21 protein-coding genes and 1 pseudogene are annotated in these 20841 nt (G+C 74.0%); 17 read left to right on the plus strand and 5 right to left on the minus strand.

The annotated features are described in order from the left end of the window. Window positions 1–1766: pseudogene (locus AB0C87_RS35585) on the minus strand (DNA-directed RNA polymerase subunit beta); the annotation flags it as partial. 367 nt (window positions 1767–2133) lie between these two features. Between AB0C87_RS35585 and AB0C87_RS35590 the strand changes: the two are divergent. The 4 genes from AB0C87_RS35590 to AB0C87_RS35605 all read left to right on the plus strand — a co-directional run bounded on the left by AB0C87_RS35590 (window position 2134) and on the right by AB0C87_RS35605 (window position 5210). Next, the gene (locus AB0C87_RS35590) at window positions 2134–3294 is read left to right on the plus strand and encodes a histidine kinase (protein ID WP_360581411.1); all 1161 of its coding nucleotides are present in this window, start codon (window positions 2134–2136) and stop codon (window positions 3292–3294) included. Then, window positions 3282–3944: a response regulator transcription factor gene (locus AB0C87_RS35595; protein ID WP_345185171.1), complete on the plus strand. Its 663-nt coding sequence runs from the start codon at window positions 3282–3284 to the stop codon at window positions 3942–3944. Before AB0C87_RS35590 ends, AB0C87_RS35595 begins: the two co-directional genes overlap by 13 nt. A 97-nt stretch (window positions 3945–4041) precedes the next feature. Further along, window positions 4042–4644, plus strand: coding sequence for a TetR/AcrR family transcriptional regulator (locus tag AB0C87_RS35600; protein ID WP_360581412.1), 603 nt, complete (start codon window positions 4042–4044; stop codon window positions 4642–4644). 11 nt (window positions 4645–4655) lie between these two features. Continuing rightward, on the plus strand, window positions 4656–5210 hold the full coding sequence (locus AB0C87_RS35605) for a carboxymuconolactone decarboxylase family protein (protein WP_360581413.1): 555 nt from the start codon (window positions 4656–4658) through the stop codon (window positions 5208–5210). A gap of 9 nt (window positions 5211–5219) precedes the next feature. Here the strand turns inward: AB0C87_RS35605 and AB0C87_RS35610 are convergent, their stop codons facing one another. Further along, window positions 5220–6764 (minus strand): MFS transporter, encoded by a 1545-nt coding sequence (locus AB0C87_RS35610; protein WP_360581414.1) that lies wholly within the window; start codon window positions 6762–6764, stop codon window positions 5220–5222. Window positions 6765–6947: 183 nt separating this feature from the next. On the opposite strand from AB0C87_RS35610, the gene AB0C87_RS35615 reads away from it, so the two are divergent. Continuing rightward, entirely contained in the window at window positions 6948–7358 is a 411-nt protein-coding gene (locus AB0C87_RS35615; protein WP_345185322.1) for a YciI family protein, read from the plus strand. Next, window positions 7355–8632, plus strand: coding sequence for a DUF6596 domain-containing protein (locus tag AB0C87_RS35620; protein ID WP_360581415.1), 1278 nt, complete (start codon window positions 7355–7357; stop codon window positions 8630–8632). The genes AB0C87_RS35615 and AB0C87_RS35620 overlap by 4 nt, the downstream gene beginning before the upstream one ends. On the opposite strand, the gene AB0C87_RS35625 is transcribed toward AB0C87_RS35620, so the two are convergent. Then, window positions 8629–9081, minus strand: a complete 453-nt coding sequence (locus AB0C87_RS35625) for a helix-turn-helix domain-containing protein (RefSeq protein ID WP_345185184.1) — start codon at window positions 9079–9081, stop codon at window positions 8629–8631. The genes AB0C87_RS35620 and AB0C87_RS35625 overlap by 4 nt on opposite strands. 105 nt (window positions 9082–9186) lie before the next feature. Between AB0C87_RS35625 and AB0C87_RS35630 the strand changes: the two genes are divergently transcribed. After that, window positions 9187–10032 carry an alpha/beta hydrolase gene (locus AB0C87_RS35630; RefSeq protein WP_360581416.1) on the plus strand — a complete coding sequence of 282 codons (846 nt, stop codon included), beginning with the start codon at window positions 9187–9189 and terminating at the stop codon, window positions 10030–10032. Window positions 10033–10056: 24 nt separating this feature from the next. Here the strand turns inward: AB0C87_RS35630 and AB0C87_RS35635 are convergent, their stop codons facing one another. Further along, a complete protein-coding gene (locus AB0C87_RS35635) occupies window positions 10057–10674 on the minus strand; it encodes a TetR/AcrR family transcriptional regulator (protein ID WP_345185189.1) in 618 nt (205 codons plus the stop codon). A gap of 117 nt (window positions 10675–10791) precedes the next feature. Here AB0C87_RS35635 and AB0C87_RS35640 point away from each other — a divergent pair, with 117 nt between their 5' ends. From AB0C87_RS35640 to AB0C87_RS35675, 8 genes are all read left to right on the plus strand, one after another. Beyond that, a complete protein-coding gene (locus AB0C87_RS35640; protein WP_345185192.1) occupies window positions 10792–11682 on the plus strand; it encodes a virginiamycin B lyase in 891 nt (296 codons plus the stop codon). 63 nt (window positions 11683–11745) lie between these two features. Further along, a complete protein-coding gene (locus AB0C87_RS35645) occupies window positions 11746–13182 on the plus strand; it encodes an MFS transporter (RefSeq protein ID WP_360581417.1) in 1437 nt (478 codons plus the stop codon). Window positions 13183–13191: 9 nt separating this feature from the next. Next, complete coding sequence (locus tag AB0C87_RS35650; RefSeq protein ID WP_360581418.1) at window positions 13192–13977, plus strand: RNA ligase family protein; 786 nt, start codon at window positions 13192–13194, stop codon at window positions 13975–13977. Beyond that, window positions 13964–15088, plus strand: a complete 1125-nt coding sequence (locus AB0C87_RS35655) for an AAA family ATPase (RefSeq protein WP_345185200.1) — start codon at window positions 13964–13966, stop codon at window positions 15086–15088. Before AB0C87_RS35650 ends, AB0C87_RS35655 begins: the two co-directional genes overlap by 14 nt. 132 nt (window positions 15089–15220) lie before the next feature. Beyond that, window positions 15221–15706, plus strand: a complete 486-nt coding sequence (locus AB0C87_RS35660; protein WP_360581419.1) for a phage holin family protein — start codon at window positions 15221–15223, stop codon at window positions 15704–15706. Then, on the plus strand, window positions 15703–16113 hold the full coding sequence (locus AB0C87_RS35665; RefSeq protein ID WP_345185204.1) for a DUF3618 domain-containing protein: 411 nt from the start codon (window positions 15703–15705) through the stop codon (window positions 16111–16113). Before AB0C87_RS35660 ends, AB0C87_RS35665 begins: the two co-directional genes overlap by 4 nt. Before the next feature lie 8 nt (window positions 16114–16121). Next, a complete protein-coding gene (locus AB0C87_RS35670) occupies window positions 16122–17138 on the plus strand; it encodes a YihY/virulence factor BrkB family protein (RefSeq protein WP_345185208.1) in 1017 nt (338 codons plus the stop codon). Window positions 17139–17219: 81 nt separating this feature from the next. Then, a complete protein-coding gene (locus AB0C87_RS35675; RefSeq protein ID WP_345185210.1) occupies window positions 17220–17789 on the plus strand; it encodes a GNAT family N-acetyltransferase in 570 nt (189 codons plus the stop codon). 22 nt (window positions 17790–17811) lie between these two features. Here the strand turns inward: AB0C87_RS35675 and AB0C87_RS35680 are convergent, their stop codons facing one another. Then, window positions 17812–18774 (minus strand): YafY family protein, encoded by a 963-nt coding sequence (locus AB0C87_RS35680; RefSeq protein ID WP_345185212.1) that lies wholly within the window; start codon window positions 18772–18774, stop codon window positions 17812–17814. Window positions 18775–18855: 81 nt separating this feature from the next. Here AB0C87_RS35680 and AB0C87_RS35685 point away from each other — a divergent pair, with 81 nt between their 5' ends. Both AB0C87_RS35685 and AB0C87_RS35690 read left to right on the plus strand, forming a co-directional pair. After that, entirely contained in the window at window positions 18856–19620 is a 765-nt protein-coding gene (locus AB0C87_RS35685; RefSeq protein WP_360581420.1) for an alpha/beta fold hydrolase, read from the plus strand. A 130-nt stretch (window positions 19621–19750) separates the two neighbouring features. Further along, window positions 19751–20791 (plus strand): alpha/beta hydrolase-fold protein, encoded by a 1041-nt coding sequence (locus AB0C87_RS35690; protein ID WP_360581421.1) that lies wholly within the window; start codon window positions 19751–19753, stop codon window positions 20789–20791. Window positions 20792–20841: the final 50 nt, after the last annotated feature.

Raw genomic sequence — 20841 nt, forward strand, 5'->3', positions numbered from 1 at the left:
GAGCCCATCAGCGCCCGGTTGGCGTCGTCGTGCTCCAGGAACGGGATCATCGCGGTCGCGACCGAGGTCATCTGGCGCGCCGAGACGTCCATGTAGTCGACCTCGTCGGGCCGGATGGCCTCGATCTCGCCGCCCTTGCGGCGGACGAGCACGCGCTGCTCGGCGAAGGTGCCGTCGGGGCCGATCGGCGTGTTGGCCTGCGCGATGACGTAGCGGTCCTCCACGTCGGCCGTCAGGTAGTCGATCTCGTCGGTCACGCGACCTTCGACGACTTTGCGGTAGGGCGTCTCGATGAAGCCGAACGGGTTGACGCGGGCGTAGGACGACAGGGACCCCATCAGGCCGATGTTCGGGCCTTCGGGCGTCTCGATCGGACACATCCGCCCGTAGTGCGACGGGTGGACGTCACGGACCTCCATGCTCGCCCGCTCACGCGACAGACCGCCCGGACCGAGCGCGTTCAGGCGGCGCTTGTGGGTGAGGCCGGCCAGGGGGTTGGTCTGGTCCATGAACTGCGACAGCTGGCTGGTGCCGAAGAACTCCTTGATGGAGGCCACCACCGGCCGGATGTTGATCAACGTCTGCGGCGTGATCGCCTCGACGTCCTGCGTCGTCATCCGCTCCCGGACCACCCGCTCCATACGGGCCAGCCCCACGCGCACCTGGTTCTGGATCAGCTCCCCCACCGTGCGCAGCCGCCGGTTGCCGAAGTGGTCGATGTCATCGACCTCGATCGGCACCGCCACACTGCCCAGGGTCGCCTCCTCCTCACCCGCGTGAAGACGCACCAGATACTCGATCGTGGCGACGATGTCGTCCTCGGTCAACGTCCCCTGGTTCATGTCCAGGTCCAGACCGAGCTTCTTGTTGATCTTGTAACGGCCGACCTTCGCCACGTCGTACCGCTTGGGATTGAAGTACAGATTCTCCAGCAGCGTCTGCGCCGACTCACGCGTCGGCGGCTCACCCGGACGCAGCTTGCGATAGATGTCCAGCAGCGCGTCATCCTGCCCGGACGTGTGATCCTTCTCCAGCGTCACATTGATCGACTCATACGAGCCGAACCGCTCCCGGATCCGCGCCTCGTCCCACCCCAGCGCCTTCAGCAGCACCGTCACCGGCTGCTTGCGCTTGCGGTCGATGCGCACGCCCACGTTGTCGCGCTTGTCGATCTCGAACTCAAGCCAGGCACCCCGACTCGGGATCACCCGGCACCCGTAGATGTCCTTGTCCGACGCCTTGTCCAGCGCCCGGTCGAAGTACACCCCCGGCGAACGCGTGAGCTGGGACGTCACCACCCGTTCCGTGCCGTTGGCGATGAACGTCCCCTTGGGGCTCATCAGCGGGAAGTCGCCCATGAACACCGTCTGGCTCTTGATCTCACCGGTGGTGTTGTTGATGAACTCCGCCGTGACGAACAACGGGGCGGAGTAGGTCATGTCCTTCTCCTTGCACTCCTCCACGGAGTACTTCGGAGGCTCGAACCGGTGGTCCCGGAACGACAGGGACATGGTCCCGGAGAAGTCCTCGATCGGACTGATCTCCTCGAAGATCTCCTCCAGCCCCGACTGCGTGGGAACGTCCCTGCGCCCGGCCTGGCGAGCCGCCTCGACCCGGGCCTTCCAGCGCTCGTTGCCGACCAGCCAGTCGAACGAGTTGGTCTGCAGGGCAAGGAGGTCCGGAACCTCGAGGGGCTCGTGGATGCGTGAAAAGGAGACGCGGCGGGGACCGGCGGGTACGGCGGAAGCGGTGCGCGAGGCTGCCAACAGGTGTGTCCTTCCGAGGGCTCGCGGCGGACTGGCGGCGCGCACGCCGGACGACTTCACGGCCGATACGGGAGGAGGGGACGTCGAGGCGAGCGCGGAAGGGCAGCATAGAGCAGAATGCAGACAGATGTCCACACCTACTTCAATTGTCAACCTCGATCCCGGGACCAGGATGACACGCTTCCCTCTCCCCCGTCAAGCCGCGCACCCGGAGAAGACCCATGAAAGGAACGTTCGGGTAGTTCGCGGTCAGAAGTACGCCTGCCACGCGGATGAAATTCCCGATGGGAGCCGGTCCGTCCACGGTACGGGCGGGCACCGACTTTGGTCGGTGTCGGCGCGCGGCCCCTGCCGCTAGCCTCGGCCCGTGAGCGAGACGTTCCACCAGGCGGGGCACGGCGCGCGGCGCCTGCTGTGGTCCGCGGCCTGCGTCGCCGCGGCGGCGGGCGCGCTGGGCGCGCTGACGCTGTGGGGCCGTTTCAGCGCGGACGCGACCGGCGCCGTCCTGACCCTCGACATCGCGGTCGCCCTGGCGAGCTGGCTGCTGTCACCGCTTCTGCTCTGGCGGCCGGTGGGCGTCGCCATGGCGCTGACCGTGCTCGCGGCGCTGTCCCCCACCGCCACCCCGGCGGCCAGCATCGGCGTGCTGCAGGTCGCGCAGCGGCGCCCGTTCCGGGTCGCGACGCTGGTCGGCGCGGCGGGAGTCGCGGCGCACGTCGCGCAGGGGCTGTGGCAGCCGAACCGGGGCATCTCCTTCGGCTGGTGGCTGCTCCTCATCGCCCTCGGCTACGGCGCGCTGGTCGGCTGGGGCGCGCTGGCGCGGGCGCGCCGGGAGCTGCTGGTGTCACTGCGCGAGCGGGCCCGGCGCGCCGAGGCCGAGCAGGGCCGGCGGGTCGCCGAGGCGCGCATGGCCGAGCGGACCCGGATCGCCCGGGAGATGCACGACGTGCTCGCCCACCGGCTGTCGCTGCTGGCGACCTACGCGGGCGCGCTGGAGTACCGGCCGGACGCCCCGCCGGAGAAGCTGTCGCACGCGGCCGGGGTGGTCCGCGCCGGGGTGCACCAGGCGCTCGACGAGCTGCGCGAGGTCATCCTGCTGCTGCGCGCCGAGGACGCCGACGAGGAGGACCGGCCCCAGCCCGTCCTGCGGGACGTGCCCCGGCTGGTGGAGGAGTCCCGCGACGCGGGCGGGCGGGTGGAGCTGCGCGACGAGACGGTCGGCGCGTCCGCCCTTCCGGCGGCGGCCGGGCGCACCGCGTACCGGATCGTGCAGGAGGGGCTGACCAACGCCCGCAAGCACGCCGCGGGACGTCCCGTCCGGGTGGTGCTGGAGGGGCGGCCCGGGGCCCGGCTCGTGGTCGACATCCGCAACCCGCTGCCCGAGGACGGCGCGGCGCCGCTCGCGCCCGGCAGCGGGACGGGCCTGGTGGGACTGACCGAGCGGGTGCGCCTGGCGGGCGGGCGGCTCGACCACCAGGCCGCCGAGGGCGAGTTCCGGCTGCGCGCCTGGCTACCATGGCCCGCGTGACCCGTCCCCTGCGCGTCCTGATCGTGGACGACGACGCCCTCGTCCGCGCCGGTCTGTCGATGATGCTGGACGGGACGGGCGGCATCGCCGTGGCGGGCGAGGCCGCCGACGGCGACGAGGTGCCTGCGGCCACCGACGCGCACGCCCCCGACGTCGTGCTGATGGACCTGCGGATGCCGCGCGTGGACGGCATCACCGCGACCCGCAGGCTGCGGGCCCGCCCGAGCCCCCCGGAGGTCATCGTGCTGACGACCTTCGACTCCGACGAGAACATCCTGCACGCGCTGCGCGCGGGCGCCAGCGGGTTCCTGCTGAAGGACACCCCGCCGGACCAGATCGTCCACGCCGTGCGGCAGGTCGCCGCCGGCAACCCGATCCTGTCGCCGCGCGTCACCCGGCGCCTCATGGACCGCGCCGCGGTCGAGGCCGGCGCCTACCAGCGCGCCCGCGCGGCGCTCGCCCGGCTGAGCCCCCGCGAGAACGACGTGGTCCTGGCGATCGCCCGCGGTCGCTCCAACGCCGACATCGCCGCCGAGCTGTTCATGAGCGTGGCCACGGTCAAGGCGCACGTCTCCAGCGTCCTGACCAAGCTCGACCTGGACAACCGCACCCAGATCGCTCTGCTGGCCCACGACGCCGGCCTCGCCTGACCGGCTCGTCCGCTCACCTTCGCACCGTCCCCCTTGCGCGCCGCCGTAGCCGCATGCCAATCTTGGAACGATCATTCCAAGTTGGGGAGGCGGACCGGTGCCGGACGTCAAGCACTTCGATCCCGACGCCGTCCTGGACCGGGCGGTGCGGCTGTTCTGGCGGCGCGGCGCCGCCGCGACGGGCATCGCCGAGGTGGTGGCCGAGACCGGCGTCAACCGGTCGAGCCTGTATGCGACGTTCGGCCGCAAGCGGGACCTGTACGTGGCGGCGCTGCGCCGCTACACCGAGCGGCAGTCGCGCCCGGTGTTCGACCGGCTCGCCGCCGACGGGCGGGGCCTGCCGGGCATCGCCGCGTTCTTCGACGGGCTCGTCGCCGCGCGGTGCTCCGGCGAGCACGCCCGCTGGGGCTGCATGGTCTCCAACGCCCACGCCGCGCAGGACGGGGACGACCCCGACGAGCGGGAGGTGCTCGACGCCCACCATGAGGCACTGTGCACCGCCATGCGCTCCGCCCTTCTCGCAGCCCGCGAGCACGGGCAGCTGCGCGACGACGTGGACGTGGGATCCGCCGCGCAGATGCTGGCGCTGCTGGCCTACGGGGTGAACCTGCGCTCTCGCGCCGGGGCCGGCCCCGGCGAGCTGGCGGACACCGTGGACGCCGCCCTGCGCTCCCTCTCCCCCGCACCTGACCAGCCGTGAAGGAGACGACGATGGCCGAGTTCACCGTCTACGACGAGACCGACGCTCCCGCCGACGCCCGCCCGCAACTGGAGGCCGCCAAGAAGCGGATGGGGTTCGTCACCACGCTCAACGGGGTGATGGCCGAGTCGCCGGAGCTGCTCGCCGGCTACAACGCCCTGTCGGAGCAGTTCATGAAGTCGTCGCTGCCGGGCCACGCCAAGCACACCGTGCTGATCACCGCCAGCGTGCTGAACGGCTGCGAGTACTGCGTGGCCGCGCACTCCACGGTGGCGCTGCGGGCCCGCGTCCCCGCCGAGGTGGTGGAGGCGCTGCGTGCGGGGCGGGCCCTGGACGATCCCGCGCTGGAGGCCGTCCGCCGCCTCACCGGCGCCATGGTCACACGGCGCGGCTGGGTGGACGACGCGGACGTCGAGGCGTTCCTGGCCGCCGGCCACACCCGCCGCCACGTCCTGGACGTCGTCCTCGGCGTCGGCATGAAGACCCTGTCCAACTACACCAACCACATCGCCCACACGCCGCTCGACCCGGCCTGGAAGGAGCAGGAGTGGACGGCTCCCTCCTGACGGAGCCGCTCACACCGCGGCGGTCCGGGCCCCGGCTTCCCCGGACGCCGTCTCCGCGGCCGGCGCGGGCTTCGCGACCGCGCCGCTGCGGGCCGACGCCGCCACGAGCACGGCGAGCACGACGAAGATCGCGGCGGCGATGGCGCCGGTGAGGTGCAGGCCGGCGGTGAACGCGGCGCGGGCGCCGTCCAGCAGCTCCTCGGCCCGCGCGGGCGGCAGGTGGCCGCCGGCGGCGACGGCGCCGGCCAGGGTGCGGGCCGCGGCCCCGCCGACGTGGTCCATCCGGGCCTGGTAGACGGAGGCGCCGATCACGCCGATGACCGCCAGGCCCAGCGATCCGCCGAGGTAGTTGCCGGTCTCCGACATCGACGCCGCCGAGCCCGCGCGTTCGGGCGGGACGGACCCCACCACCAGGCCGGTGCCCAGCGCGAACAGCGGGCCGGTGCCGAGGGCCAGGACGGTGATGCCGGCGACGACGGCCGCGGCCCCGTCCGACACCGTCAGCGGGAGGCAGCCCACCGCCGACACCGCCAGTCCGGAGGCGATCGCGGTGGCCGGGCGGATCCGCCTGGCCAGTGCGGGCGCCGCCATCGTCCCCACCGCGACGCCCAGCCCCATCGGCGCGAACAGCACGGCCGAGGCCAGCGGCGAACGGCCCAGCACGTCCTGCAGGTACTGGGTCACCATCAGGCCCGTCCCCGCCATGGCGACGCCCGCGAGCACCAGCGATACCAGGACGGCGCTGAGCGGGCGGCTGCGCAGCAGCCGCAGGTCCAGCAGGGGGTGTTCGAGCCGGAGCTGGCGCCGGACGAACACGGCGCCGGCGACCGCTCCGCCGGCGAGCGCGGCGGCGGGGACGGCGCCGCGGCCGTCGGCGAGCGTCAGCTGCTTCAACCCGTAGACCATCGGCAGGACGGCGGCCAGGGAGAGCCCGACGCTGAGCGGGTCGACGCGCCGTCCGGCCGACCGGTCCCGGAACTCCGGCAGCAGGAACGGCCCGGCCGCCAGCAGCAGCGCCATGACCGGGACCGCGACCAGGAACACCGATCCCCACCAGAAGCGCTGGAGCAGCAGCCCGGCCAGCACCGGGCCGAAGGCCCCGCCCGCGAACTGGCAGGTGGCCCAGATCGCGATGGCCTTCCCGCGCTCGCGCTCGTCGCGGAAGATGTTGGTGATCAGCGCCAGCGTCGAGGGCATCAGCGTCGCGCCCGCCACGCCCAGCAGCGCCCGGGCGGCGATCAGCGTGCCCGGGCTGGGGGCGTAGGCGGCGACGGCCGACAGGACGGCGAACGCGGCGGCGCCGGCGAACAGCAGGCGGCGGCGTCCGATCCGGTCGCCCAGGGTCCCCATGGTGATGACGAAGCCGGCGACCATGAAGCCGTAGGCGTCGCTGATCCACAGCTGCTCGGTGCCGCCGGCCCCCAGGTCGGTGCTCAGCTGCGGCAGCGCCAGCAGCAGCGCCGTCATGTCCATCGCCATCACCAGGGACGGCAGCGCGAGGACGGCCAGCGCGAGCCACCGGCGCGTCCCGGCGTCCTGCCCGTTGTGCTCCATGTCGTTCTTCCTCTTCGGAGTGGGATCACGTGTCACGGGGTGATCGGAGCGGGCGCGCGGTTCTCGACATCGGTCCGCGGGAAAAACTGGGAAGGTGTGTCGAAGGCGGCTGAACGGCTCCGACGTCTCCCCTGCGAGGCGCCGCCGGGGCGCCGGGGCGGAGGGGAGACCACCGTGAAGTACATGCTCATGCTGTACGCGTCGCAGCGGGCCTACGACGAGATGGCGGGCAACGTGCCCGAGGGCGAGGCCGTCTGGTCCGCCGAGGAACTGGCCGGGATGCACGCGTTCATGGAGAGGTTCAACCAGGACCTGGTCGAGTCCGGGGAGTTCGTGGACGCCCAGGGGCTGGCCGCGCCCGTCCACACCCGCCGCTTCCACATGAAGGACGGGGCGCCGGCCGTGACCGACGGCCCCTACCCCGAGACCGCCGAGGTCCTCGCCGGATACACCGTCATCGAGTGCGACGGTTTCGACCGCGCCTCGCAGATCGCCGCACGGCTCGCGCAGTGCCCCGGCCCGCGGGCGGCACGGGAGCGGGCGTACGTGGACCTGCGGCCGATCGTCGACGGGCGCGCCGACCTGGAGCCGTGACCGCGCCGCCGGAGGAGGCCTGGGACCTGCTGCGCCCGCTGGCGCCGCAGGTCCTCGGCGCGCTGGTGCGCCGGTACGGGCACTTCGACGCCGCCGAGGACGCCGTCCAGGAGGCGCTGGCCGCCGCCGCCTCGCAGTGGCCGGAACAGGGGCTTCCCGTCGACCCGCGCGCCTGGCTGATCACGGTGGCGTCGCGCCGGCTGACCGACCTGCTGCGCGCCGAGCGGGCCCGCCGGCGCCGGGAGGACGCCCTGGCCGCGTGGACGCCGCCGGACGCCTGGCTCGCTCCCGGCGCCGACCGTCCGCCGCAGGACGGCGACGACACCTTGATCCTGCTGTTCATGTGCTGCCATCCGGTACTGGCGCCGGACCTGCAGATCGCGCTCACGCTCCGCTCGGTCGGCGGGCTGACGACGGCCGAGATCGCCCGCGCGTTCTTCGTCCCCGAGGCGACCATGGGGCAGCGCATCAGCCGCGCGAAGCGGCGCGTCCGCGACAGCCGCGTCCCCTTCCGGATGCCCGGCGCGGACGAGCGGCCGGCCCGGGTCGCCGCCGTCCTGCGCGTCCTCTACCTGGTCTTCACCGAGGGGTACGCCAGCACGGCCGGGCCGCACCTGTACCGGGGCGAGCTGGCGACCGAGGCGATCCGGCTGGCCAGGATCGTGCACCGGCTGCTGCCCGGCGACGCCGAGGCGACCGGTCTGCTCGCGCTCATGCTGCTCACCGACGCGCGCCGTCCCGCTCGGACGGGTCCGGGCGGGGTCCTGGTCCCGCTCGCCGAGCAGGACCGGAGCGCGTGGAACGCCGAGTACATCGCCGAGGGGGTGGAGCTGCTGTCGGCGGCGCTGCCGCACGGGCCCGCCGGCCCCTACCAGGTGCAGGCCGCGATCGCCGCGCTCCACGACGAGGCCGCCACCGCGCGGGACACCGACTGGCCGCAGATCGCCGCCCTCTACGGGGTGCTGATGGAGCTGTCGCCCAACCCGATGGCGGCGCTCAACCACGCCGTGGCGGTCGCGATGGCTCGCGGGCCGGCCGCCGGGCTCGCCCTGCTGGAGGGGCTGCGGGACGACGCGCGGATCGCCGGGCACCACCGCCTGCACGCCGTCCGCGCCCACCTGCTGGAGATGTCCGGCGACGCCGCCGCCGCGCGGGCGTGCTACCTGGCGGCGGCCGAGCGCACCCACAGCCTTCCCGAGCAGCGCTACCTCCATGGCCGCGCCGCCCGCCTGGCGCGGACGGCCGCGGCGCCCGAGCGTCCGGCGGGCCGCTAGCCGCGCAGGCGGGTGACCGCCTGCGGGGTCAGGTGCCGCGCGAGCTCTTCGAGCAGGCCGACGATCTCCGCGACCCGGTACGGGTCGTCGGTGTCCAGGGCCGCCGCGAGGGCGGCGTCGACGGTGCTGGACCGGACCTCCTCCACCCTGGCGGAGGGCTTCGGGGCGGGGCGGACGCGGACCCGGCGGCGGTCGTCGGGATCGGGCTCGGTGACGACGGCGCCCGTGTCGCGAAGCCGGGCGACCGCCGCCGACACCGCGCTCTGCGGAAGGCCGGTCCGGTCGGCGATCTCTCCGACGGCGCTGCCGGGGTGCGCGCGCACGTCGCTCACGACGATCAGGACGGTCCGGACGCTGGTGGAGTGCCGGCCGATGCCCTCGGTGGGCAGGGCCTCCTCGCCGATCTTCATCAGGGTCCGTCCCAGCAGGAAAAGCTCGACTCCGTCCATGCCGCCAACTTACATCAGATTTGATGCATCAGACTTGATGTATCAATTTTGATGCTTTACGGTCGTCTCGGAGCCGAACGGCCCCCCGACCGAGAGGACCTTGCGATGGACACCGCCACGACCCCGACGACCGCGGGCATGCTCCGGACCGACGGCGCCGAGCTCTACTACGAGGTGCGCGGCACCGGTCCGATGCTGCTGATCTCCCAGAGCGGCGAGGGGGACGCCGGGCGCAGCACGGACCTGGTCGACCGGCTCGTCGCCGACCACACCGTGGTGACCTACGACCGCCGCGGCCTGTCCCGCAGCGTGCCGGACGACCCCGCCGCCGGGGTGAGCCTGGCCGCCCACGCCGACGACGTCCACCGCCTGCTGGCCGAACTGTCGGACGAGCCGGTGCTCATGCTGGGGTGCAGCCTCGGCGCCTCCATCGGGCTCCACCTGGCCGCCGACCACCCCGGCCAGATCAGCGTGCTCGTCGCCCACGAGCCGGTCACCCCGCGGCTGCTGCCCGCCGACCAGCGCGCCCGCCACGAGCGGGAACTGGCCCACATCCAGCGCGTCCACCGGCGCGACGGGCTCGCCGCCACGTTCGCGGCGATCGCCGGCGTGCTGGGCATCGACCCCGCCAGCCCCGACGTCGAGCCCGGCCTCACCCGGCACCCCATGACGCCCCAGCGAGCGCGCAACTTCGACTTCTTCGTCGAGCACGACTTCACCGCCGTCATCAACGACACCCTCGACGTCGCCGCGCTCACCGGGGCCCCGACCCGGATCGTTCCGGCCTTCGGGCGGACCACCCCGCGCACGGTCTTCGACAGCAGGTGTGCCTTCGCGCTGGCCGACCTCGTCGGCACAGCGCCCCGGGAGTTCCCGGGCGGCCACAACGGCAACACCACCCACCCCCGCGCCTACGCCGCCGCTCTGCGCACCGCCCTCAGCGCCCCTTGATCTCCCGCTTCGGCCCGGCCGCGGTCACGGGCTCGGCGCGGCCGTGAGGGCGCCGGCGCGGGCGGCGGCGTCCGCGGACGCGGCGGCCCGGTCGGCCGTCCGCTCGTCGACCGGCTCTCCGGTGATGAACAGCCGGTAGTAGAGGGGGGCGACGGCGAGCCGGACGACCTCGACCGCGTCCGTGCCCGCGGGGACCTCGCCGCGCTCGACGGCGCGCCGGACGATGACGGCGGACTGCTCATGGCGCCGGGCGAAGAACGCGTGCAGGGATCGGGCGGCGTCGCCGCTCTGGGCCGCGGCCAGCACGAAGGCGCGCGCGACGGGGCCCTCGACGGGATCGGCGAAGCCGGCCGCGACGAGCCGGGCGAGGGCGCGCAGGTCGCCCGCGAGGGTGCCGGTGTCGGGGATCGGCCACGGTTCGGCGGAGGCGATCCCGAGAGCGTCGGCGATGAGGCCGTCGGCGTTCTTCCACCGCCGGTAGACGGTGGTCTTGTGGACCCCGGAGCGGGCCGCCGCCGCTTCGACGGTGAGCCCCTGGTAGCCGTGCTCGGACAGCACGGCGAGGGTCGCCTCCCGGACGGCGTCGCGCACCCGCGCGGTGCGGCCGCCGGGGCGGACGGTCCCGGGCCCGGCGGCGGTCACCGCGCGGTCCTGCGGTTCCTGCTGTTGTCCATGCAATCGATGTTAACGCAACAATGATTGCGTTAACTTTGTCCTCGGGCGGAAACAGCAGTGGAGGGACGAGGGGGGACGAGATCCATGACAGAGGGTTCGCACGCCACGATCGAGGAGTTCAGGGTGTCCGGCCCGGACGCGGGGCCTTACAGCGTCGCCGCCGGGCCGGACGGGGCGTTGTGGTGCACGCTCGTCCACGAGGGCCGGATCGCGCGGCTGGCGCCGGACGGGGGCCTGACCGTGCACGGGCCCGTCCCCGCCGGACCGATGATCATCACGGCGGGCCCGGACGGCGCGCTGTGGTTCACCGCGTTCCACGGCGACGCGATCGGCCGGATCACCCCCGAGGGCGAGGTCGCGCGGTTCGCCCTGCCCGCGGGGTCGGGGCCGTGCGGGATCGCGGCCGGTCCGGACGGCGCGCTGTGGTTCACCCGCATGCACGCCGGCGACGTCGGCCGGATCACCGTGGACGGCCAGGTCAGCGCCTTTCCGGTGCCGGGAGAGGGCGCGATGCCCTCGATGATCGCGGCGGGTCCCGACGAGGCCCTGTGGTTCACCCTCAACCAGGGCAACGCCGTCGGGCGGATCGCGCCGGACGGGGAGGTCGCCGTCCATCCCCTGCCCACCGAGGGCTCCGCGCCGGTCGGCATCACCGCCGGGCCGGACGGCGCGCTGTGGTTCACCGGCATCGGCGCCGGGCACATCGGGCGGATCACCACCGACGGGAAGGTGACCGAGTTCCCGCTGCCCGACCGGGAAGCCCGCCCGCACGCCATCGTCGCCGGGCCCGGCGGGGACCTGTGGTTCACCGAGTGGGCCACCGCCCACGTCGGCCGCATCAGCCCCGACGGCCGCATCGACGAGCACCCGCTGCCGACGCCCGGATGCGAGCCGCACGGCATCGCGGTCGGACCGGACGGCGCCCTGTGGGTGGCGCTGGAGATCGGCGCGCTCGCCCGCGTCGCCGTCGCCTGACCCGCCCCCGCGGGCCGGACGGTTCGATCCCCGCCGAAGCGTCCGGGAGCGACCGTGGGCGGCATGGGTTCCCCAACGCACGCCACCGAGCCCCCCGCCGCCCCGCCGACCGGCCCCGCGTCCCGGCGCGGGGCGGTGCTCGCGATCCTGTGCGCCGGGATGTTCCTAGTGCTGCTGGACGTGACGATCGTCAACGTCGCGCTCCCCGGCATCGGCCGGGCGCTCGGCACCGGCCTGGCCGGCCTGCAGGGCGTCGTGGACGGCTACGCGGTCGCGATCGCGGGGCTGCTGCTGGGCGGTGGCGCCCTCGGCGACCGGGTCGGGCACCGCCGGACGACGCTCACCGGGTTCGCGCTGTTCGGGCTGGCGTCGCTGGCCTGCGGGGCCGCACCCGGCGCCGGCCCGCTCATCGCCGCGCGCGTCGCGCAGGGGGCGGGCGCCGCGCTGCTGCTGCCCGGCGGCCTCGCCCTGATCACCGCCCACTATCCCGGACGGGCCGAGCAGGCGCGGGCCCTCGGGATGTGGGCCGGGATCTCCTCCACGGCGCTGCCGGCCGGGCCGCTGCTGGGCGGGCTGCTGGTCGACACGATCGGCTGGCGCTGGATCTTCCTGCTGAACGCGCCGATCGCCGCGGCGGCGATCGGCGGGGTCCGCGCGCTGGTGCGCGAGCCCCGCCGTGCCCGGCCGGGCGCGGCGCCGGACCGGGCGGGGATGGTGCTCGCGCCGCTCACCCTCGGCGGCCTGGTCTGGACGGTCATCGCCGCGGGCCACGGCCACCGGGACGGCGCCGCCGCCACCGCCGTCCTCACGCTGGCCGCCGGGACGGCGTTCGTCCTGGCCGAGCGGGGCGCGGCCGCGCCGATGGTCCCGGGCGGGCTGCTGCGGGCCCCGGCGTTCCTCGGCGCCGGCGCCATCGCGCTCATCATGAACCTGGTCACCAACGGGGTGCTGTTCGTGGCGACGCTGCGGCTCCAGCAGGCCGGGGACCGCTCCGCGCTGGTCGCCGGGGCGATGCTGCTGCCGATGGCCGTGCCGCTGGCGGTGCTGGCCCCGGTGAGCGGGCGCCTCACCGCCCGGTTCGGACCGCGGGTGCCGCTCGCCGCGGGCGCCGCCGTGGCCGCGGCCGGATCCCTGTCGCTGCTCGGCGCCGGTCCCGGCGGAGGCTACGCGGCGCTGCTCCCGGCGCTGCTCGGCATCGGGATCGGGGACGGCCTGATCGTCACCGCGGTGGTCGCCGCCGCGATGCGCGCCGTCCCCCCGGCGCACGCCGGGCTGGCCGGCGGGTTCAACAACACCGCCCGGCAGGTCGGGACGGCGCTCGGCGTGGCCGTCTACGGGGCGGTCGCCGGTCCGGCGCTCCACCCGGATTTCGCCGCCGGCCTGCACGTGCTGGCCTGGGCGAGCGTGGCGCTGTGGCTGTCCGCGCTGGCCCTCGTCCGCGTCGTCCCGGCCCGCGGGCGGACGGAAAACCGGTTGGCAGGACCGGCGGTCCGGCCCTAGAACGGTCGCATGCTGCGCAAGTACCCCCGGACCCGGCACATCGCGGGCTCCCGGCTCCAACCGGGCGACCACGACCTGGCCGCCGTGCCGTTCCGGGCGATCGCCGGGCGGTACCTGGTGGTGGAGGAGAAGCTCGACGGCGCCAACGCAGGCATCAGCTTCTCCTCCGGCGGCGAGCTGCGGCTGCAGAGCCGCGGCCACTACCTGACGGGCGGCCCGCGCGAGCGCCAGTTCGGGCCGCTGAAGGCGTGGGCGGCGTCGGTCCAGCACGTCCTCCGCGAGCGCCTGCAGGACCGGTACGTCCTGTACGGGGAATGGCTGTACGCCAAGCACACGGTCTTCTACGACGCGCTCCCCCACTACTTCTGCGAGTTCGACGTCCTCGACCAGACCGACGGGACGTTCCTGTCGACCGAGCGGCGCCGCGAGCTGCTCGCCGGGACGCCGGTGGTGTCGGTGCCCGTCCTGCACGAGGGCCCGCTGCCGGACGTGGCCGCGCTGACGAAACTGGCCGGCCCCTCCACCTGCCGCACCCCGCAGTGGCGGGACGCGTTGCGCGCGGCGGCCGAGGCCGGCGGCGCCGACCCCGCCCGCGTCGTCGAGGAGACCGACGCCTCCGAGGAGATGGAGGGCCTCTACATCAAGGTGGAGGAGGACGGGAAGACGGTGGACCGCTACAAGTGGGTCCGGCCGAGCTTCCTGACCGCGATCCTCGATTCGGGCACCCACTGGCAGGAGCGGCCGATCGTCGCCAACGGCCTGGCCGACCCGGAGGTGCTGTATGCGGGTGTTTGAGGAACTGTGCCCGGCACCGCCGCACTGGACCGTCCCGTGGGAGCGGATCCGGGACGCCTTCGGCTGGGTGCGCGACATGGCGGGCGTTCCCCAGGACGCCGTCTACCACGGTGAAGGCGACGTCGAGACCCACACCCGGATGGCGTGCGAAGCGCTGGCGGCGCTGCCGCAGTGGCGCGCCCGCCCGGCGCGGGAGCGGGTCCGCCTGTTCACCGCCGTGCTGATGCACGACATCGCCAAGCCGCACTGCACCGCCCTGGACGACGACGGGCGCATCACCGCGCGGGGCCACTCGCGCCGCGGCGACCTGATGGTGCGGCGCATCCTGTGGGAACTGGGCGCGCCGGTCGCCTGGCGCGAGCACGTGGCGGCGCTGATCCGCCACCACCAGGTGCCGTTCTGGGCCCTGGAGCGCCCCGACCTGCGGCAGATCGCGTTCCGCGTCAGCCTGCTGGCCCGCAACGACGACCTGGTCCTGCTGGCGTCCGCCGACATCCTCGGCCGGATCTGCCCCGACACCGAGGAGCTCCTGGAGAACGTCGCCCTGTACGGGGAGTACTGCGCCGAGCAGGACTGCCTGGACGGGCCGCGCGCGTTCCCCTCCGACCACGCGCGGTTCTGGTTCTTCCGCAAGCCCGACCGCGACCCCGGCTACGCCGCCTACGACGACACGCGCTGCACCGTGACCGTCCTGTCGGGGCTGCCGGGCGTCGGCAAGGACCACTGGATCGCCGCGCACCGGCCGGATGTGCCCGTGGTCAGCCTCGACCGGCTCCGCGCCGAGATGGGCGTCGACCCGGCAGGCGACCAGCGTGCCGTGGCGTCCGCCGCCCATGAGCAGGCCCGCGACCACCTGCGCGCCGGGCGGTCGTTCGTGTGGAACGCCACCAACGTGTCCCGCCAGCAGCGCGAGCTGTGCACCGGCCTCGTCGCCGGGTACCGGGGCCGGGTCGAGATCGTCGCGCTGGAGGCGCCGCCGCGGGTCCTGCGGGGCCGCAACCGGGAGCGTCCCTCGCCCGTCCCGGACGCGGTGATCGACCGGCTCGTGCGGCGGTGGGAGACCCCCGACCCGACCGAGGCGCACCGGGTCGACTGGCTCAGCACGGCCTGAGCCGCCCGGCGGAGCCGTCCGGCCCGCCCGGGCCCCGCCCGGTCACCGCGTGTCGGGCTACCGCCACGTTTAGCCCATGCGCACGGGGAACGCCCTTTTCCAGGTTTCGAAACATGGAGGGGGCCTGGAGGCATGAGCATCGTGCGGCAGCAACACGGCGACGGCCAGGCCGGGACGACGGGCGTGCACCGGCAGGACGTCGGGCGCGCACCGGAGTTCCGGGCCGACCACCACGAGGCGGGCACGGGCGAGCTGGTCCGGCAGGCCGCCCAGCAGGTCTCGGACCTGATGCGGGCCGAGATGCGCCTGGCCGTGGCCGAACTGAAGGACAAGGGCCGCCACGCCGGCACCGGAGCCGGCCTGTTCGGCGGCGCCGGGCTGGTGGCGCTCTACGGGGTGGCGGTCCTGCTCGCGGCGGTCGTGGCCGCGATCGCGGTGGCGCTGCCGGTGTGGGCGGCCGCCCTGATCGTCGGCGCGGTGCTGCTGGCGGTGGCGGGCGTCCTGGCGCTGATGGGCCGGGCGCAGACCAGGCGGGCCACCCCGGCCAAGCCCGAGCAGGCCATGGACGAGGCCAAGCTGGCCGTGGCCGAACTGAAGGAGAGGGCGACGCACCGATGACGATGCAGGGCAAGCACGGCGCCGAGGCGGGCACCGAGGAACTGCGTCAGGAGGTCGACCGGGCCCGGCACGAGCTCGGTGAGACGGTGGAGCAGCTCGCGGCCAAGGCCGACGTGAAGGCCATGGCGCGGGAGAAGGTCGGGCAGGCCCGCGAGAGGGCGCGCGACACGGCGGCGTCCGCGTGGGAGGCCGCGAGTTCGGAGGAGGGCAAGGCGAGGGCGCGCCAGGGCGGCGTCGTCATCGCGTCGGCCGGGGCGGTCGCGCTGGGCGCGGTCTGGCTGCGCCGCCGCCGCACCTCGCGGAGCAGGCCCCAGCTGCGGCTGGGACGCGGTCGCAAGGCGCCGGTGCAGGTGCGGATGCGCACCGGCCAGAAGCGCGCCGTCACGGTACACCGCACCCGCCGGTGAGGACGCACATGAGCAAACGGCCCGAAGCGCCCACCGACCTGCCCGCGCGGTCGTGGTGGCAGACGCTCAAGCGCACCCTCGGCGAGTTCCAGAAGGACAACCTCTCGGACTGGGCCGCCGCGCTCACCTACTACTCCATCCTGTCGATCTTCCCGGCGATCCTGGTGGTGGTGTCGCTGGTGGGCCTGGCCGGCCAGTCGGCCACCGACAGCCTGGTCCAGAACGTCGGGAGCCTGGCGCCGGGCGCCGTCCGGGACCTGCTCGTCAACTCGATCAGGCAGCTGGAGGGGGGCGCCGGAGGAGCGGGCGTCGTCGCGGTGCTGAGCCTCGCGGCCGCCGTGTGGTCGGCGTCGGGCTACGTCGGGGCGTTCATGCGCGCCTCCAACGCCGTCTACGACGTCCCCGAGGGCCGCCCGTTCTGGAAGACGGTGCCGCTGCGCATCGGGGTCACGTTGCTGACGCTGGTGCTGCTGTCGGCGTCGGTGATCGCGGTGGTGGTGTCCGGGCCGCTGGCCCGCAAGGCCGGCGACATGCTCGGGGTCGGCTCGCAGGCGGTCACCGTCTGGGGCATCGCCAAGTGGCCGATCCTGGTGGTGGTGGTCGGCTTCCTGTTCTCGCTGCTGTACTGGGCCTCCCCGAACGCCAAGCGTGGTTTCCGCTGGGTCACGCCGGGCAGCGCGCTGGCGATCCTGCTGTGGCTGGTGGCCTCGGGGCTGTTCGCGCTGTACGTGGCGAACTTCGCCTCCTACAACAAGACCTACGGCAGCCTCGCCGCGATCATCATCTTCCTGGTGTGGCTGTGGATCACGAACCTGGCGATCCTGCTGGGCGCCGAGCTGGACGCCGAACTCGAACGCAGCCGCGCCATCGCCGGCGGGCAGCCCCCCAAGGAGGAGCCGTACGTCGAGTTCCGCGACACCCGCGCGTTCGACGAGGAGGAGCGCCGCGAGAACGGCGTCGAGGACGGTGCCGAGGGCGGCGCCGAGAACGAAGCCGACGACCGGCACGGGGCGCACCGGCTGTAGGCCGCGGGACGGCGGGACGGGCGTGCGCTACCGGGGAATTACGGGTCGCACAAGACCGAACCCCCTGAATAGGATCATCGCATGCTCCGTCCCGCCTACCCGATCGAGACAGAGCGGCTGACCCTGCGGCCGTTCCGCGAAACCGACCTGGAGGGCCTGTACGCCTACCAGTCCCTGCCCGAGGTCGCGCGCTTCCTGTACTGGGAACCCCGCTCCCTGGAGGAGTCGCGGTCGTTCCTGAAGCAGAAGATGAGCGCCTCCACCGTGGAGAAGGAAGGCGACTGGCTGGTCCTGGCGGTGGAGTGGCGCGAGACGGGCGAGCTGATCGGCGAGGTCAACCTCCAGTGGCGCAGCCGCGAGCATCGGCAGGGCGAGATCGGCTACATCTTCAACCCCGCCTACCACGGCAAGGGGTTCGCCACCGAGGCCGCCGAGGTGGTGCTGCGGCTGGGCTTCGAGGGGCTCGACCTGCACCGCGTCTGCGGGCGGCTGGACGGCCGCAACGCCGCGTCCGCCCGCGTTCTGGAGCGCCTCGGGATGCGCCGTGAGGCGCACCTGGTGCAGAACGAGATCGTGAAGGGCGAGTGGAGCGACGAGGTCGTCTACGCGATGCTCCGCCGCGAGTGGGACGCCCGCGCCGGCAGGTCCTGACCGGCCCCCGCCGGGGCGGCGGTCACCGCCCGGCCTGCTCTTCCAGGGACCGGGCCAGGTCGCGGACATGGCCGCGCAGTTCCTCGGGCCGCCGGATGACGAACGGAAAGCCGAGCCCCGCCAGCATGCGCGCCATCCCGTCCAGGCGTTCGGCGCGCGTGGTCATCACCACTCCCCCGGCGGCCTCGGTCAGCGTCGCCGTCGTGGCGGGGATCCGGCGCCGCGCCTCGCCGAGGGTCGTCTCCAGCAGCACCTCGACCTCGTGGGCGTAGGGCACGCGCGCCAGTGACCGGGTGACGTGCTGGACCGGGTCGAGGTCGTCGGGGGGCTCGAAGCGGGCGGTGCCGGGCTCGGCGGCGGCGACGCGGTCGACGCGGAACGTGCGGATCTCCCCGCTGCGGTGGTCGTGGCCGGTGACGTACCAGCGTCCGGAGTGGAAGACCAGGCCGTAGGGGTCGAGGTCGCGCTCGGTCTCGGCGCCCTGCCAGGACCGGTAGCGCATGCGGACCCGGCGCTTCTCCCGCGCCGCCGCCGCGAGCGTCAGGACGGCGCCGGTGTCGGGCGCGGCGGAGTCCCGGGCGGCGAGGGTGAACCCGAGCGTGTCCCGCAGCGCCTGGACGCGGTCGCGCAGGGTCGCGGGCAGGACGCGCTGCACCTTGGCGAGCGCGCTCTCGGTGGCCTGGCCGGGCAGCCCCACCCGCCGTCCGGCCAGCAGCCCCAGCACCACGGCGGTGGCCTCGTCGTCGGTGAGCATGAGCGGCGGCAGCTTGTAGCCGGGCATGAGCCGGTAGCCGCCGTACCGGCCGCGCTCGGCGACGACCGGGACGCCGAGATCGTCCAGGCGGGCGGCGTAGCGGCGGACGGTCCGCTCGTCCACGCCGAGCCGCCGCGCCAGTTCCGTCCCGCTCATGCGGGGGTTGGCCTGCAGCAGCTCCAGCATGGCCAGGACGCGGGTCGTCGGATGGGACGGCGCGGGGTGTGGCACGGGTCACTCACTCAATCCGGGCGGTTCTTGTCCGGTATCGACCCTAGCGTGGGATCACATCCACCGAGAGGACGGCTGAACATGGCAGCTGGCAAGGCGACGTTCGTACTGGTCCCGGGGCACTGGCTCGGCGCCTGGGCGTGGGACGAGGTGGCGGCGGACCTGCGGGCCGCGGGCCACGAGGTGCGCGCGGTGACGCCGGCCGGGCAGGCCGAGCGGGCCGCCGAAGCCGCGCCCGGGACCGACGTCGGCGGGCAGGTCGACGACCTGGTGCGGCTCATCGAGGACGACGACCTGACCGGGGTCGTGCTCGTCGCGCACAGCGGCGCGAACATGGCGGTCACCGGCACGGCCGACCGGATCCCCGAGCGCATCGCCCGGGTCGTCTACGTCGACACCGGCCCCATGCCGTCCGGCCTGGCCGGCATCGACTTCCACGACCCCGCCTCGCGCGCGGAACTGGAGAAGGCCGTCGCCGAGCGCGGCGACGGCTGGAAGCTCCCGGTGCCGGCGTTCGACCCGGAGCAGGATCCGGCCAACCTCGCGGGCCTGACCGGCGAGCACCTGGCCGCGATGCGCGAGCGCGGGACGCCCCAGCCGTTCGGCACCGTGACGCAGGCGCTCACCCGCCCCGACCCGGTGCCGGCCACGCCCCGCACGCTCATCGCCTCCACGATCCCGCTGGCCGCGGTCAAGCAGATGGGCGAGGGCGGCCACCCGGTCTTCTCGATGATGACCGGGCCCGGCTGGACCTACCACGAGCTGCCGACCGGGCACTGGCCGATGTTCTCCCGGCCCCGCGATCTGGCCGCGCTGCTGGCCGGGGCCGCCGCCGACGGGGCCTGAATCACTCACTTCTCCACAGCCGCGCCGGGAAATCTTGTAACCCGCCCGCGTAGATCATTTCGGCCGGGGCGAGGACACTCTGCGGAAGTCGCGCGGCCGCGGGGGTCGGGCCTGATCCGCGAGGTGAGCCTTGCACACGACACCGACCGTCCGCCGCCGACCGCACCGGGTGGCCTGGCGGCGCTCGCTGGCCTCCGGGGCGATCACGGTCGTCCTGGCGGCCGGCCTCGGCGCGGTCGGCGCCGGCCCCGCCCAGGCGCTCGCGGGGCCCGTCCGGGCGGACGACGGGGCGCGCATCACCGCGGAGAAGAAGATCGCCTCCCGCGAGGTCGACGTCGCCATCGACTCCCCCGCCCTCGGCAGGGCGGTCAAGACCCGCATCCTGCTGCCGAAGAACTGGACGCGGAACTCGACGGCGACGTGGCCGGTGCTGTACGCCTACCACGGCGGCCAGGACGACTACACCTCCTGGACGCGCAACACCGACATCGAGGCGTGGGCGGCCAAGTACGACGTCATCGTCGTCATGCCGGAGGGCGACAACGGCTCGTACACCGACTGGTACAACTACGGCAAGGGCGGGACGCCCAAGTGGGAGACGTTCCACACCGCCGAGGTGCGCCAGCTGATGGAGCGCAACTACCACGCGGGCGCGCTGCGCGCGGTGATCGGCAACTCCTCCGGCGGCGCCGGGGCGATGTCCTACGCGGCGCGGCACCCGGGGATGTTCAAGTACGCGGCGTCGCTGAGCGGGATCCTGTCGATGCGCTCGATCGGGATGCCGGCGCTGCTGATGTTCACCAACGCGGGCAACGGCCAGGACCCGTTCGCGATCTGGGGCGTCCCGTGGTCCGACGACGCCAACTGGGCGGCGCACGACCCGTACTCGCTGGCGCCCAAGCTGCGCGGCACCGGCCTGTTCTTCTCCGCGGGCACGACCGGGCGCCCCGGCCCCGGCGACCCCGACGTGGCGCCGTGGGACATCGGCCTGCTCAGCGAGATCGCGGTCGGCGCGAACAACCGGGACTTCCAGAAGCGCCTGGACCAGCTGAACATCCCCTACACCGCCCACATCTACGGCGACGGCCGGCACAACTGGCCGGCGTGGGTGCGGGAGGCGAGCGCGGTGTGGCCGACGCTGATGAAGTCGATCGGCGCGCGCAAGGTGTGACGCGGGCGCCCCTTGGAACGAACCCGGCCCGGTTCCGGTGCGGCTGCGGC

It is taken from the genome of Actinomadura sp. NPDC048021 (genome assembly GCF_040653135.1).
Taxonomy (GTDB): Bacteria; Actinomycetota; Actinomycetes; order Streptosporangiales; family Streptosporangiaceae; genus Spirillospora; species Spirillospora verrucosospora.

Excerpts from the sequence above, each read along its gene's own strand:
- AB0C87_RS35670 (WP_345185208.1), top strand. The coding sequence starts at position 16,122 with ATGAGCAAACGGCCCGAAGCGCCCACCGACCTGCCCGCGCGGTCGTGG.
- AB0C87_RS35675 (WP_345185210.1), top strand. The coding sequence starts at position 17,220 with ATGCTCCGTCCCGCCTACCCGATCGAGACAGAGCGGCTGACCCTGCGG.
- AB0C87_RS35665 (WP_345185204.1), top strand. The coding sequence starts at position 15,703 with ATGACGATGCAGGGCAAGCACGGCGCCGAGGCGGGCACCGAGGAACTG.
- AB0C87_RS35595 (WP_345185171.1), top strand. The coding sequence starts at position 3,282 with ATGGCCCGCGTGACCCGTCCCCTGCGCGTCCTGATCGTGGACGACGAC.
- AB0C87_RS35615 (WP_345185322.1), top strand. The coding sequence starts at position 6,948 with ATGCTCATGCTGTACGCGTCGCAGCGGGCCTACGACGAGATGGCGGGC.
- AB0C87_RS35645 (WP_360581417.1), top strand. The coding sequence starts at position 11,746 with ATGGGTTCCCCAACGCACGCCACCGAGCCCCCCGCCGCCCCGCCGACC.
- AB0C87_RS35625 (WP_345185184.1), bottom strand. The coding sequence starts at position 9,081 with ATGGACGGAGTCGAGCTTTTCCTGCTGGGACGGACCCTGATGAAGATC.
- AB0C87_RS35605 (WP_360581413.1), top strand. The coding sequence starts at position 4,656 with ATGGCCGAGTTCACCGTCTACGACGAGACCGACGCTCCCGCCGACGCC.
- AB0C87_RS35640 (WP_345185192.1), top strand. The coding sequence starts at position 10,792 with ATGACAGAGGGTTCGCACGCCACGATCGAGGAGTTCAGGGTGTCCGGC.
- AB0C87_RS35660 (WP_360581419.1), top strand. The coding sequence starts at position 15,221 with ATGAGCATCGTGCGGCAGCAACACGGCGACGGCCAGGCCGGGACGACG.
- AB0C87_RS35610 (WP_360581414.1), bottom strand. The coding sequence starts at position 6,764 with ATGGAGCACAACGGGCAGGACGCCGGGACGCGCCGGTGGCTCGCGCTG.
- AB0C87_RS35685 (WP_360581420.1), top strand. The coding sequence starts at position 18,856 with ATGGCAGCTGGCAAGGCGACGTTCGTACTGGTCCCGGGGCACTGGCTC.
- AB0C87_RS35630 (WP_360581416.1), top strand. The coding sequence starts at position 9,187 with ATGGACACCGCCACGACCCCGACGACCGCGGGCATGCTCCGGACCGAC.
- AB0C87_RS35650 (WP_360581418.1), top strand. The coding sequence starts at position 13,192 with ATGCTGCGCAAGTACCCCCGGACCCGGCACATCGCGGGCTCCCGGCTC.
- AB0C87_RS35655 (WP_345185200.1), top strand. The coding sequence starts at position 13,964 with ATGCGGGTGTTTGAGGAACTGTGCCCGGCACCGCCGCACTGGACCGTC.